Below are 13,414 nucleotides of genomic sequence, written 5' to 3' on the forward strand. Positions count from 1 at the left end.
ACCGAAACATACTTCTCTTCTTGAGCCCATTTAAACAACGATTTTATAAAACGAATTCTATGGCAGAGACTTGACGCTTTTAATTGAGTTGCAACTTCTCCAAGATATAGTTTGATAGATTCAGATGTAATATCAGTAATCTTCAGTCTCTCTATATATAAAAGATACTAAATTTCTAAATGATTCGATTAATTTTTTTGCTTCTTTCAACATCGGTATTCTAACTCTAATAGCTATATCTTCATAGTACTGATAAGACTTTCTTGTAAAAGTTGTTGTCTTTTCAAGGTCTATTTCCGCATATCGCAAAATACTAAGCATTTTTTCTTTATTCTCGAAATCATCACCATCCCATTTCAAAGTGTCTATCATTTTACGATTTTATATATTCAAATTGTTTTTCAATCCATTCTTCTACCATAGTTTCAGATTTAAAAAATAGTTGTGCTAGTTCTAATAAATCAGAAAACATGATGTTGTCTGCTCTTATTAAATGAGTTCTAACAGATGCGTCTGTTATAACGCCTCCAGAAGCCAAGCTACTTCCCATTCTTTCGCTTATCTTATCATTTTTATAAATATTTATTGCTAAATCTAAATGATTCAATCGTATTTCATTGAATGGTATATCATATGAATCTATAGCATCTAAATGAATCATTCTTCCGACTAATATTCCTTCAGATAAACTCTCCTCTGACAGTTCTTCTAGTGACATACTAAAGTGTTTCTGATTCCGTTCATTTTTCATAGTAGCATTCGTTTCTAATCTTCGAATCCCCTTAATACTGTACTCATAATATTGCATCTTTTTCTTTTCATCATTTCCAAAATCTCCAATACCTAAATCTGGTAAGAAAATTTCACACCCCTCACTTTTTCCAGGGTATATTTTTAACCTCTCTATCCACTTTGGATTTGGTGGTCTTAAAAATTCTTCTTCTAATATCATTGGTGGTGCAACCTTACTTATCATATAAGGTTCTATACGGATGTATAAATTCTCATTACCGTATTTATCAATAAAATATCTTGGTATTCTACTATCTAAATATTCATTTATAAACAGATAATGCTCTTTATATTTACAAGTTCTATATTTCGGAAGATTAGGAATGGGATTATAATTAATTGCTCTTAATTTGATTAATTCTAAGTCCTTACTTCCATTTGGCTTTTTACGTAATTCATCAAATAACTCAGGAAATTTTTTAAAAACTGTTTGTTCTGAATGATACTTTTCAAATGATCGATTAGCATGGAATTCTTTACTGATTGAAAGTACATCTTGAATTATCGAGGAAACAACTAATTTTATAGAATCATCACCTTCAAGAATAACGTTTTGTAAGTAGAAAAAAACACCATTTCTATCCTTTTCATTTATTAAGGCCTGTCTAGTCGGTATAAATGAATCTATCAATTGATTATTAGTTTGTAATTCTTTTTTGAAAAAGGAAGCTAAATCGAGTAAATCCCATTTTTTTATTTTTGCTATTTTTTCTATATACTCATAGTATAATTCTAATTCATCCATTACTTTCTCTCCCTAATTTCTTCGATCGCCCTTCTTATTCTACTAAACTGTCCGTTAGTACACTTTTTCACAAATTACCTTGTTTAACGGTTTTATTCAAATATTTCTTTTTCGTTCTCCATTATTCTAGAAAGTTTCATTTTGACACGAGGAACACCATCTATTTGAAAATATTCATTTAATACTTGGTCAACCTCACTTAATTCCGTTCCGAGTATCTTAGGAGAAAATTGCTCAACATAAATGTCACCATAACCTTTAACACAGTTCGCCATTGTATCCAGTGCTATTAAACTTAAAGGTCTTCCTTTGTTTAGCCAAGATTTCATTCTTTCCCAGGTTGGAAAGCATAGGGCTGCCAGCCTTCCCCAATTATCGTTAAAAATCGTGCAAGTTGACTCAATCCAATCAAGTATATTGCTTGAACGGAAACGGTATAGGCAGGTAAAAGCCGCTATTGGCAACTCTTTTTCACTTACCAATTTTAAATTCTCAAATATATTATTTAATCCCTCTTCGGCTGGCAAACTACTGGCTGTTGCCCAAGAAATTGGGTAAAGAAATTCTTCGTCATAATTCTCCCAAAGTTCCCTTACCCATCCCGAAGCAGAAGTACCTAAAACATCAGCTACGATTTCCAACATTCGTGATTTTACTTCGTAATTTTCGGTTTCATAAAACCTAGATTTTACAGAACTCAAGGTCTTTTGGGTATCGTGCTTTTTAAGGGCATTAATTACATCATCCTCAAGAAACCATCTAGTTATTGAAAAATCTAATAAAGACTCCAAATCATTTCGAACGGCTCGTAATGTTGGTGCTTTATCTTTTTTAGTTACAAATACATCTTCTTCTGGTTGGCAAGCCTCTCCGTCTTCTTCATATAAATCATCGTGCAATAAAAATTTTTTGGGAGAGTGAACAACTGCTAGATTGTACCATTCAATAGGTCGTAATGAGTATTTTAATAGCCGTTCGTGACATTGATTGCATAATTTATAAGGCTGATTAGGATCATCCGACTTTTCTACAACGTTAATCTCGTTTCTTTTACAGGCTTCACATAAATCATTTATCATATTTAATACTCACACCTCATTTTAATTATCCTACATTATTCGAATCACATTAACTTTTTTCCTTTATTTCACTAAATGCCTCGTTAGTCGAATAAGAACAAGGTTATATTTTAGCAGCAAACCCTTTAAGGAAAAGCATATTTTCTTTAATTACATTTCTTCTCAAATTCAAAACTCGTTTTTATTAGTTAATGTGACAAAAATGTAAGATTGAATGGTTTAATGTAATATGAATCGATGGTAGCCTCTTCTCTAATTTTCTTATAATAGAACATATTATGTTTTGTTTACTTAAGACGTAAAACAGGAGGGTTTTGCTGTGGTCGAGTGGGCTCAGGACGCAAATGTATATCTCCAGTATATAGTTTTATTTTTGTTTGCAGTAGCTCCGTGGATGGATGTTTCAATAATAGTACCACTCGGAATTGTTTGGGGACTACCGCCCTTAGGGGTTAGCATAGTAGCATTTTGTGGCAATTTTTTGTTGATTCTTTTACTTGGTGTATTTTTCAAACAAATTGACAAATGGAGGAAAAATAGAAAGGAAAAGAAGGGCATAAAGAATTCAACAAAAAAAGAAAAACGCTCTCGCGAAATTTGGGAGAAGTATGGAATCCCAGGATTAGCCTTATTAGCACCAATTTTTGTTGGTACTGATATTGCAGCAATAATAGCACTTACATTTGGGAGTTCTAAAATCCGAGTGGTAGGATGGATGACTATTAGTTTAGCCGTGTGGACAATTATATTTGCTGTGGGATCAGTGTATGGTTTTAGTCTTTTGAACTTCATTTAATATTTATAATAACTCGTTTTTTGGGGTGAATTTCCTTTTACTAAACGGGCAGTGGGAATCTAAATAAACAAACCATATCAGGAAGGTTTAAATCTTCTTATTTTCATAGGAAACCTTATTCAACTATACTGCCCTATTGTTAAATAAGCAAAAGCATCCCTAATTTAAAGAATGCCCGCATTTGTTGAATAAGATTATTTTTTAGGCTTAGGCAAGAAGTATGAGCTACCGCCCATTAACATTCCTCCAAGTATTGCGAGTGAAGTGCCGATTATAACCGAATGTGTTGTTAAAAAAGTAGATAAATATACACCTAACATAAATATGAACAAGCCAACCAACAACAAGATTGTTACTTTTTTCATTTTTCACTCCAAAAGATATTTTTATTTCAGCAATTTAGTACAAAATCATCCCATCTAAATCACATAAACCTTTCCACATTCTCGTATTTCCATTAGCTGAATTCCCGATTAATAAATAAGGATGTTTATCCTTTAGTATCAATATAGTCCTAAGAAACAGAATAAAAAGACCAAAATTATGTACTTTAGTGAATGATCTGTTGGTTTCCTGCGAAATGAATCGTTTTTAATATCTTTAGTAAGAAAAGCAAGTAATACAATAGTTAATGAAAATGATATTTCCTCTTTCAGAGAAGTTAAACCCGAAACTATTCCTAAAAATAAAATTAAACTAACTAATATGAGCAAGGTTATAGTTATAAACTCTGGTTTAAACTTTTTAGTTATTTGTAAATTAAACATGCGCTTAAAGTCCTCCAACTGAGCTATCTCACATATCCAAATTATACCATTCTTTTGATCTATGCAAACATACTTCAATTTACATTTTTATTTAATAAACCTCGTTTGTTCATTAACCACTATCTTCTCTGCTGCACATTATTTTCGTACTACGCATAAAAACGATAATCAGCAGCTAGTATTTACATAAAATTTACCAATGATAAGCAGGAGTTAAATAAGATATATCGAATAATTTCCCTTATATCTATTTAGAGGTGAATTTTATGATAAATGTAGTCTGGGGCTTTTTATTATGGATTTCAGCGACAATTCTTTTCCGTTTCTTTGGGCAATTGTTTCTAATCCCTGGGAATGTGGTACTATTGCTTATTACCTTTATTATGGCCATACCTTTAATTTCACTAGCTACATACCCTTACTATTATTTAAGGAAGATACCTAAATCGAAACGTCTGATATCAGCAGTCCAAATTGCTCTCCCAGGAATGATTTTAGATATATTTAGTATTATTTATTTTAAAAAAGTGTTTTCAAACTTACATATTGATTCATTACCTTTTCTCGCTTCTTGGCTACTGTGGGCTTATAGTTTGATATTAATTTCAGGTTTTTCAATAAAAATTAAATCCGACTAATGCTAGATAAACAATGGCTTTTTCACTTCGCAATTTACGTCTAGAGTTCATTCATTTCTTATTCCATAAACCTGCATCTTTAATTGAAAAAGAAAATTCACAGTATGAATAAATCATATCTCTGCTTGGAAACCAGGTCTATTTTTAAATGAGATTAATGAATGGTATATTAATGGGATATATCGTATTTTTAAAGGAGTTAAATCACATGAAATATATGAAATCGCAAATGAAGCAGTTGGTCAAAGAAAATAAAGATTTGCAAAGCCGACTAAAAAAATTGATGGCGGAAAATGATCTTGAGAAAAACTTTGCCCTAAAGGCTTTGTACCATGCGGAAGTGGCCGAAGGTGGAAAGTATCAGTTAGCATACCAAGCACTAGACTTGCCTAAAAGGTAGGTCATTTTTTATTGATTAATAATCACATAACATTCGATATCCTTATTAAACAAACCCGCACCTTTTCTACAATAAGATCGCCGTTGCGATACCTATCTTTTACTTTGGCCCCTATAATCTATTTTCAATTGATTTTCGATTTTTCCAATTAATTCCCAATCCACTTCTCCCTCAAGTTCATACGTAAAATTTTCAATAAGTAGAAATCCCTGTTGGTCAATCCCGCAATCATAACCAAACTTAGTGAAATAATGAATTTTAAAATAAATAAACCAATAGTACTGGCTGTATAGAACCTTTTCGTGAGTAATTTGAGAATTGGCCACTATATCTTGAATAAACTGCTTTAGGAACAAAAAATAATGTAATATCTTTGATAATTCTTCATCATCCACAGTGATAATATTTGATAAATCTAATTTAGGCTGTAAGGTTTTAAACAAATTTTCGATTTCTTCTCTAGTAATAATATTCATTATGATCTCCTTTTCTAGGATAGTAACTACAATAAATGAATTATAATTTACAGCTCCTTTTTGAATAAAACTACCTTAGATAGGCTATATTACTTTAGCATTCTCTTTGAATATTTGTTAGTTCAATCCATAAAGGCAATAAACCATTTTGCTCCATGAAATCTTCAAACCTATTACAGTTTGTTTCTTTTATATCTTTTCTATCTAGCCAAATCGTATCACATTCATCACATATATAAATGGTGAGATTTAATTTTACTATACGCGCTTTACACACAATACCTTGGCCATCGCAAAAAGGACATTCTGTCACTAAATAGCGCCTCCTTAAAAGTAATTAATAGGGAATGCTGTTTAATAACCTAGCTCAATAATAAAGTACAATATATATCCTCTATCATTTTCGCCATACACTTAAACAATTCTGCCTCTTTTGCTCAATAACAATTATATTATGAGTTTTGAAATATAAAGTGCAATTAGTGCAAGTGGTACTTGTAATACAAATCCTATTAGCAAATAGCTAAGAAGTCTTTTTTTAGTGATTACTCTTTCTCCAATAAGAAATTTAGCTGTAAAAAAAGAATAAGGATACAAAATAAAGATTGATGTAATTACACCAGGAACATAGTCTTTGAAGAAAATAAATTGTAAGAAATGGCCGATACCATTTGCTAAAAGAATGCCTGGTACTAAAAATGTAAGGTAAGTAGTTGGTTTCATGCCAATAAACTTTTTATCCAAAAATGCTTTATAACAGCCTATTGAAGCTACAATCCACAGTAGAGTGAAAGCAAATAAAAACTCCAAAGTGGTGACACCATAAGGTATAATGCTTGAATTTTCTTCAAGAAATTTCTCAACTGTTATAATTTCTTCAATATCATGAATTAAATATAGGGGTGGAAAAAGTAATAATAGCTTTTTAATCTTTGATACATCGTATTCTTTAACTTTGTCCATGTTTTATCCTATCTATATAAGTTTATTATTCGGTTTCATAAAGAAACCTTTTTAAATTTACTTTTTATTCCACTAAACTACCTCTTTAGCTAAATAGGGTACCAATATCCCCCCTTTTGTCAAATAGTAAAAAACACCCCCTCTTAAAGGAATGCTCCAATTATAGAATAAATTTAAGCTATTTTAATGCTATGTAAATCTCAATTTCACCTTCGGGGTAATATTTTTCAAAATCATAGGAGTATGCCCTAGCCAATATACCAGCGTCTTCACGTTCCCATATTTTTCTCCAGGTGTTAATAACCCCCAGTTCTTCACCTTTATCTACTTTGAAGATTTCATATTTTGTATGATTCGGTAATTCCAGTAAAGGTTCACTGTTATTATCTTCAATGGCGATACTTAAAGAATAATCCCCTTTATAGTCACTCTCGTAATTATGATACACTCCGTATATAGTGACCACTTGGTTAGCCAGATCATTTGATGCCCGCTCCCACAATTTTGTAATCTTATGGAGCAACAAGTCATCATTAAAGTTATTAGTTCGCACACTCTTTATAACTTTTAATTTCATATGTTTCCCCTTTCAAACTAAATTGGATTTAAAGATAGATTCTAGAAAGGGAATGAGAATTCCTTTTTATTGGAAATTGTTATTCAACAAACCTGCTTTAGTCGAATAAGAAAAAGGCTGCATATTAGCAGCCTGATATTAATAATTATTTTTGGGGATTATCTTAAATTTTGCTATTAGAAGTACTGTTATAAATAAAAAACAGTAGAACCTGGTACTATTACTTGTAATAACTTTAGACTCCAGTGCCCCCATTAATATAAATACATTTAACACATATGGCACGATAAATCCTAGAATAGAAATACATGTAAATAATCTCCCAAAAGTACCTTTTTCTCTATTTTTTTATTTTTTTATTTTTTTAAACAGTCCAGATATATAAGATTCTAATAACCCTCTAGGCAGATAAGGATAAATATCCTTTTTCCACCCGTACAATTAATCAGTAAATAACAATTAAGGAGGTTGAGAACTAATATCTCCCTAGAAGGTTACATTGAGTGATTTACCTATCAACTAATTCTATTTAGCATATAACCTTTTGGTTAAGTTTGGAAATATTTATATATATTTACATTATCTTAAACCTTTTAAAGGATTTATACAAGGTTTTTATTAAGTTACTAACCTATTATCGAACTTCTCTGCCGCAAATATCTTAATCTTTAAATCTGGACCTCGTTCGATCAAGTACATATTTTAACAATCCAATCTCCGTTCATCTAATAAACATATAACACACGAGTTACCTATTCTTTGTTATAATTTTTTTAAAAGATAATTGTAGAAAATTTCGAATAGAGGTGAATCAACATGTATTGGACTCCATTATTTGAAAATGATGTACCAGTCGCACACTTCTGCTCTTAATGGAGTGAAGGTGACTACATCTCCTATATCTCTCCGTTAGGGGCATTCTCGACCTAATCAAAAGACGGAGGGTACAAAAAATGAAAAATACCTTATTAGGTTCTTTATATTTGATACTTGCTTCAAGTATTTGGGGCGGAATGTACGTTGTTGTTAAAGTGGTAGTATCGGTTATACCTCCACTTGAACTTGTATGGATGCGATATTTAGTAGCTATTGTTGCGCTTCTCATTATTGGCTTGATCACTAGACAAAAATGGCGAATTGAAAAACGCTATTTCTTAATAATCATAGCCATAGGGATCATTGGTAATGCTATTTCAATCGTTGCTCAGGAAACGGGTACAATGCTCTCCACAGCACAAATGGGAGCGATTATAACTTCTTCAACACCAGCATTTATGGTTGTGTTTGCTCGCTTAATTCTTAAAGAACAAATGACATTAAAAAAGGGAATATCCGTTCTTTTAGCGACAATTGGAGTACTTCTTATTGTTGGAATCGGCGATGTTAATATGTCCAGTACACTTGGAGGTATTGCCCTATTTATTGCAGCTTTAACGTGGGCGCTCATGTCTGTACTCGTAAAGCGATTGCCGAGTGATTATTCACAAATTGTGGTAACAACCTATTCCATTTTGGTCGCTTTAATCGTGCTCACTCCTTTTGTTCTGCCACGATTAGATGAAATTAATATATCCCAATTGACTGACCCGACCATTTGGGGAGGACTCTTGTATTTGGGGATTGTTTCAACAGCATGTGGATTCCTACTTTGGAATCGCGGATTACAAATGCTTAACGCCTCAAGCGGGGGGATATTTTTCTTCTTTCAGCCATTGGTTGGTACCTTACTTGGATGGCTTATACTTGGAGAAACGATAGGTGTAACCTTTTGGATCGGCTCTATCCTAATTCTCACGGGTGTTTTATTCGTTATCCTCGAGAAAAAATAGTATGAATAAACCCCTTCATTTTACTGAAGGGGTTTTGTTTATGAACAGCATTCTTGGCATTTATCTAAAAAGCACTCTTCAATCTACCTAAAGGGTTCCGTTTTAGAGTGCATAAGTATAAAATGACACATAAAATAGCGTGAGAATTTGACTCACACTATTTTTCTATTAAACAAAGGAATATTCAAGTTTTTAAGTTAAATTGGCATTCGGACTACCAAAGGCAATTTCTTTCTATGCCTGTCCAAATCACCTCTGGATTCAGACTATCAAAGGCTAATTCCTTCCTGCCCTGTCCAAATCACCTCTGGATTTGGACTACCAAAGGCTAATTCCCTCAAGCCCTGTCCGAATCACCCCTGGATTTGGACTATAATAGGCTAATTCCTTCCTGCCCTGTCCAAATCACCTCTGAATTTAGACTACCAAAGGCCATTTCTTTCTTGTCCTGTCCAAATCACCTCTGGATTTAGACTATCAAAGGCTAATTCCTTCCTGCCCTGTCCAAATCACCTCTGGATTCGGACTACCAAAGGCTAATCCCTTCGTGCCCTGTCCAAATCACCTCTGGATTCGGACTTCCATAGACGGTTTTTCGCATGAAGAACTGAAAAAAAGTTTATCCGGTTATGAACTTTCGGATGATTTTTTTTCGTTTTTGTCAAAAATCAACAATAATTAGCATGCCATAGTAGAGTCATCACTAGCATGACTTTTTCTATTCTCGTATGTATAAAATCTATCAATCTGGAAATAATAACAATTATTATTATATTCGGAGCGTGATTATATGCTGAAAAGATATTTAGAAAACCGTGGTATTTATAAGGAAACCATCTTGATCTCCCCCATAACAGGTCGTACGTTCTCAATTGAAAGATTGATAGAAAGTATAGAAAAGGAGAATGAGGAAATTTTCATTAATGTACTTAACATCTTGCCTTTTAGAAACGATAAACATCTACTAATCAACTATTTATCGGGAATTGGGGAAGGCTACTTAAGAAAATTCGCATTGTAAGTTTGTGAGAATAGTTTCTAAAAGAATCGGTTAAAAACTAGTCCAATAAAATATGGGGATTAAAGGGTATATAGACTTATTAAATGTCCAATACCCTTTTATATTTGGCCTTTTCTTCGTAAACAAAAGCCCCCGTTTCTTTAGGTGCATTAGTTAACAAAGTTATAAGATGAAGAACATAATGACATTCTTTCACCTCTATTTACATCCCCGTACATAGGGGTTTCGCATGCTTTCTTCCGTTTTAGTGCATGTTATTCCAACGATATCTTCACAATATCATTCAAATATTTCGTTGTATTATATCCATAAATATCAAGTCTTTTAGGGATCATGTTGGTGTCGTCTAACCTAATGATTTGGACGGTTTCAAAATGACGGGGTTGCTCAATTTCTTCATAGGAGAAAGGGGTCGTATTTATGTCGTATGTTACCCCATTCTTGTCAACAAGGACTCCTTCTGTCTCCATGCTCATTGACATAGCCATACTTTCATCTTCCCCAACAATATTGATTTGAAGCGATTCATATGCCCGATTCTCAACTTCATAATTGCTTATAACAATCGTTGTAGGGATTCCCACTTCTATTTTATCGATGCTGATCGTACTCCCTGCATATTCAAAGGTTTGAGGATATTCCTGAGTCACATCAAGTTCAATGCTTTTATCGTCTTCAAATGTTAAATAAGCAGATTGAAGACGAACGCTAAGCTCTTTTGGTTTTTCTCCTATAAGAGCGTCAAATTGCACTTGGAAAGTATACCAATTCATGTCTTGCTGTGAATTCATCGGAATTCCACCAAACATATCCACTTTTACGATCTTACCGTTGACTTCTAGGTCGTTAAAATTAAGGAACTCTAACCGTTTCTCCGTCTGTTCTCTATTAATACTATATTGTAAAGAGGTTGTTGTTGGTGCAACGATTAACTTTTCAAACCGAACCGGGATCCCTTCGATTTCAGTTTGTCCACCTAATGCGTATTCCACGGAAGGTTGTTTGGTTACAGGGATCTCGAAGTTCCATTCCCCTGTTTGATATTGATTGTTCCCGTAGCCCCAATATTGACTCTCCACATAGGAATCACGATTGATCTTCAGAAGCTTATTGATCTTCAAATGGATGGTCTCATTATCCGTCTTAAGCGGCAGCAGACTAATCTTGCCCTGATAAATGTTCTTTTCTCTCTTATTTACATCCGATTCAAGATCAGGAGGAGAGTATTTCGGATAGGTATCATGGTTCATGATTTTATACATGTTCTCTACAATAACCCCATCATCATAATTCATAAAATGTTGATTATCTTCATTTGTATCTTCTATTTCATAAAAAACAAGCGTCTGAATATCATCAGCAATCACGCCCTTAATCTTAACGATCACCCCGTCACTTTCCGCTTCCAGGTTTACCCTTTGACCCAGATCCTGTTGTAGAAAGGTACGCAGCTCCTCATCATCTTCTGTCCATGTATAGTAGAGGTTGGAAAATAAACCGGTAAAAAAGCCAATACCCATCAGTACTGTAAAAATGCTTGCGAAAACGAGCCCCACTTTTTTACGTTTTTTGTTCTTTTGACGTCTACGATTCTCCTTATCTGCGAGTCTCTCTCTGACATTCTCCATGAAACCTGAGGGCACATGAAAAGCTTCCATCCTATCCGTATGATTGAGTAGAGATAGCCTGACATCCTGAAAGGTAGCCAGATCCTCCTGGCATTTTTCGCAATGATAAATATGTACTTCAAAATCGACCCTCTTCGGCCGCTCCATCGTTCTTTCTAAATAATCAATATAATCCTTATGGTACTCTGTACAGCCGTTAAAGGATTCTCCACTCTCCGTTTGTTCTCTAAGAGATCGGATTCCGGAAAACAGATTACCTTTTATCTGATCCACTGAAATTTGGAGAATTTGTGCCGCTTCCTGCTGAGACAGTCCTTTTACATACCTAAGGACCATTGCTTCTTTTTCATCGTCTTTTAGTTGGTCAAGTGCTTTAAGTAATTCCGGGCGTGAATCACTTTCCTCTCCAGCATGTATGCCATTATCCTGGGAAAGCTCTCGGCAGTTTTGTATAAAAAGGGATGTAACCCACCTATCGAATGATGTGTCATGTTTAAATCGAGGCAATTCCTTGTGAACGTTTAAAATAGACCGGTAAAATAGCTCTTCTATTTGGTGCTGATTATTAAGATAAAACCGACCTAGAGTATAGAATGATTGCTTATGCTGCTCGAACCAATTGACGACGGATTCGATGCTTTTTTCGCTTATCATAGTGATAGAAGTGGAATCTATTTTTGTCGGGATCATATTGTCCCCCCTTTAACATTTTTTGGAATGCTATATTCTTATTTTAATTCTTTATAGTCTATTTATCTATTCGAAAAATTATTTTCCGGAACGTCATGAGGAACCATTGGCACGGATTTATTGAAAGGTGAAATAAAAAAAATTCAATCAAACGTTTGATTGAATTTTTTTATACGATTTAAAAGCCTTAACGGCATCAACTTTCTTTTTCAAATTTATCAAGCAATGCACGCACTTCATCTGTTGATTTCGTGTTCATCAATTGATTTCTTAATTCACCCGCTCCACGGAATCCTTTGACATAAATTTTGAAAAAGCGATGAAGCCCTGTGATGGAGCGTGGCACTACTTCCGCATATTGATCTTGAAGATCAAGCTGCAGTCTTAATAGATCAAGGTATTCTTTACTGCTATGCTCTTTGGGCTCCTTTTCAAAAGCAAAAGGATTTTTAAAAATACCTCGCCCGATCATAACGCCATCAATACCATATTGTTCAGCAAGCTGCAGCCCAACTTTACGGTCAGGAATGTCTCCGTTGATGGTTAGTAGCGTATTGGGTGCGATACGGTCACGTAATTTTTTTATTTCCGGAATGAGCTCCCAATGCGCATCTACTTGGCTCATTTCCTTTCTTGTACGTAAATGGATAGAAAGGTTCGCAATATCCTGTTTGAAAATATGCGTAAGCCACTCCTCCCACTCTTCAACCTTCTTATCGCCAAGTCGTGTTTTTACACTGACAGGCAGTCCGCCCGCTTTTGCTGCTTGAATAAGTTCTGCCGCAACATCTGGCCGCAGAATAAGGCCACTCCCCTTCCCTCTCGATGCCACATTCGGTACAGGGCAGCCCATATTAATATCGATGCCTTTAAATCCTAGCTCCGCCATGCCAATACTCATTTGACGGAAATATTCGGGATTATCCCCCCAAATATGTGCCACCATTGGCTGTTCATCTTCTGTAAAAGTCAAACGGCCACGCACACTTTTCATGCCCTCTGGATGACAATAG

General features: G+C 34.2%; 14 protein-coding genes. 5 read left to right on the forward strand and 9 right to left on the reverse strand.

What is annotated here, in order from left to right:
* Window positions 1–373: 373 nt before the first annotated feature.
* Both ACGLXV_RS15075 and ACGLXV_RS15080 read right to left on the reverse strand, forming a co-directional pair.
* Window positions 374–1,537 carry a hypothetical protein gene (locus ACGLXV_RS15075; protein ID WP_391559288.1) on the reverse strand — a complete coding sequence of 388 codons (1,164 nt, stop codon included), beginning with the start codon at window positions 1,535–1,537 and terminating at the stop codon, window positions 374–376.
* Between the two features lie 92 nt (window positions 1,538–1,629).
* On the reverse strand, window positions 1,630–2,616 hold the full coding sequence (locus ACGLXV_RS15080; protein WP_391559290.1) for a hypothetical protein: 987 nt from the start codon (window positions 2,614–2,616) through the stop codon (window positions 1,630–1,632).
* Between the two features lie 319 nt (window positions 2,617–2,935).
* Here ACGLXV_RS15080 and ACGLXV_RS15085 point away from each other — a divergent pair, with 319 nt between their 5' ends.
* The gene (locus ACGLXV_RS15085; RefSeq protein ID WP_391559291.1) at window positions 2,936–3,412 is read left to right on the forward strand and encodes a small multi-drug export protein; all 477 of its coding nucleotides are present in this window, start codon (window positions 2,936–2,938) and stop codon (window positions 3,410–3,412) included.
* A gap of 194 nt (window positions 3,413–3,606) precedes the next feature.
* Here ACGLXV_RS15085 and ACGLXV_RS15090 read toward each other — a convergent pair whose 3' ends face one another.
* Window positions 3,607–3,777 (reverse strand): hypothetical protein, encoded by a 171-nt coding sequence (locus ACGLXV_RS15090; RefSeq protein ID WP_391559293.1) that lies wholly within the window; start codon window positions 3,775–3,777, stop codon window positions 3,607–3,609.
* 668 nt (window positions 3,778–4,445) lie between these two features.
* Between ACGLXV_RS15090 and ACGLXV_RS15095 the strand changes: the two genes are divergently transcribed.
* Window positions 4,446–4,817, forward strand: a complete 372-nt coding sequence (locus ACGLXV_RS15095) for a DUF5367 family protein (protein ID WP_391559295.1) — start codon at window positions 4,446–4,448, stop codon at window positions 4,815–4,817.
* 208 nt (window positions 4,818–5,025) lie between these two features.
* Window positions 5,026–5,217: a hypothetical protein gene (locus ACGLXV_RS15100; protein WP_391559296.1), complete on the forward strand. Its 192-nt coding sequence runs from the start codon at window positions 5,026–5,028 to the stop codon at window positions 5,215–5,217.
* A gap of 92 nt (window positions 5,218–5,309) precedes the next feature.
* Here ACGLXV_RS15100 and ACGLXV_RS15105 read toward each other — a convergent pair whose 3' ends face one another.
* The 4 genes from ACGLXV_RS15105 to ACGLXV_RS15120 form a co-directional block, all read right to left on the reverse strand.
* The gene (locus tag ACGLXV_RS15105) at window positions 5,310–5,693 is read right to left on the reverse strand and encodes a hypothetical protein (protein ID WP_391559297.1); all 384 of its coding nucleotides are present in this window, start codon (window positions 5,691–5,693) and stop codon (window positions 5,310–5,312) included.
* Between the two features lie 94 nt (window positions 5,694–5,787).
* Window positions 5,788–6,006: a hypothetical protein gene (locus ACGLXV_RS15110; RefSeq protein ID WP_391559298.1), complete on the reverse strand. Its 219-nt coding sequence runs from the start codon at window positions 6,004–6,006 to the stop codon at window positions 5,788–5,790.
* A 134-nt stretch (window positions 6,007–6,140) separates the two neighbouring features.
* Window positions 6,141–6,656 (reverse strand): HXXEE domain-containing protein, encoded by a 516-nt coding sequence (locus ACGLXV_RS15115; protein ID WP_391559299.1) that lies wholly within the window; start codon window positions 6,654–6,656, stop codon window positions 6,141–6,143.
* 178 nt (window positions 6,657–6,834) lie between these two features.
* Window positions 6,835–7,233, reverse strand: a complete 399-nt coding sequence (locus ACGLXV_RS15120; protein ID WP_391559300.1) for a GyrI-like domain-containing protein — start codon at window positions 7,231–7,233, stop codon at window positions 6,835–6,837.
* Between the two features lie 953 nt (window positions 7,234–8,186).
* On the opposite strand from ACGLXV_RS15120, the gene ACGLXV_RS15125 reads away from it, so the two are divergent.
* On the forward strand, window positions 8,187–9,062 hold the full coding sequence (locus ACGLXV_RS15125) for a DMT family transporter (RefSeq protein ID WP_391559302.1): 876 nt from the start codon (window positions 8,187–8,189) through the stop codon (window positions 9,060–9,062).
* Between the two features lie 790 nt (window positions 9,063–9,852).
* Window positions 9,853–10,083: a hypothetical protein gene (locus tag ACGLXV_RS15130; protein WP_119706489.1), complete on the forward strand. Its 231-nt coding sequence runs from the start codon at window positions 9,853–9,855 to the stop codon at window positions 10,081–10,083.
* Window positions 10,084–10,337: 254 nt separating this feature from the next.
* On the opposite strand, the gene ACGLXV_RS15135 is transcribed toward ACGLXV_RS15130, so the two are convergent.
* Window positions 10,338–12,401: a sigma-70 family RNA polymerase sigma factor gene (locus ACGLXV_RS15135; protein WP_391559304.1), complete on the reverse strand. Its 2,064-nt coding sequence runs from the start codon at window positions 12,399–12,401 to the stop codon at window positions 10,338–10,340.
* A gap of 196 nt (window positions 12,402–12,597) precedes the next feature.
* The coding region (locus ACGLXV_RS15140) for a tRNA dihydrouridine synthase (RefSeq protein ID WP_391559305.1) at window positions 12,598–13,414 on the reverse strand (817 nt) is incomplete at its 5' end.

This window comes from Robertmurraya sp. (assembly GCF_036676585.1).
Classification (GTDB): domain Bacteria; phylum Bacillota; class Bacilli; order Bacillales; family Cytobacillaceae; genus Robertmurraya_A.

Bases quoted from the DNA above. Each gene is read 5' to 3' on its own strand.
- ACGLXV_RS15075 (WP_391559288.1), bottom strand. From the start codon at position 1,537: ATGGATGAATTAGAATTATACTATGAGTATATAGAAAAAATAGCAAAA.
- ACGLXV_RS15080 (WP_391559290.1), bottom strand. From the start codon at position 2,616: ATGATAAATGATTTATGTGAAGCCTGTAAAAGAAACGAGATTAACGTT.
- ACGLXV_RS15090 (WP_391559293.1), bottom strand. From the start codon at position 3,777: ATGAAAAAAGTAACAATCTTGTTGTTGGTTGGCTTGTTCATATTTATG.
- ACGLXV_RS15095 (WP_391559295.1), top strand. From the start codon at position 4,446: ATGATAAATGTAGTCTGGGGCTTTTTATTATGGATTTCAGCGACAATT.
- ACGLXV_RS15100 (WP_391559296.1), top strand. From the start codon at position 5,026: ATGAAATATATGAAATCGCAAATGAAGCAGTTGGTCAAAGAAAATAAA.
- ACGLXV_RS15105 (WP_391559297.1), bottom strand. From the start codon at position 5,693: ATGAATATTATTACTAGAGAAGAAATCGAAAATTTGTTTAAAACCTTA.
- ACGLXV_RS15115 (WP_391559299.1), bottom strand. From the start codon at position 6,656: ATGGACAAAGTTAAAGAATACGATGTATCAAAGATTAAAAAGCTATTA.
- ACGLXV_RS15120 (WP_391559300.1), bottom strand. From the start codon at position 7,233: ATGAAATTAAAAGTTATAAAGAGTGTGCGAACTAATAACTTTAATGAT.
- ACGLXV_RS15125 (WP_391559302.1), top strand. From the start codon at position 8,187: ATGAAAAATACCTTATTAGGTTCTTTATATTTGATACTTGCTTCAAGT.
- ACGLXV_RS15130 (WP_119706489.1), top strand. From the start codon at position 9,853: ATGCTGAAAAGATATTTAGAAAACCGTGGTATTTATAAGGAAACCATC.
- ACGLXV_RS15135 (WP_391559304.1), bottom strand. From the start codon at position 12,401: ATGATCCCGACAAAAATAGATTCCACTTCTATCACTATGATAAGCGAA.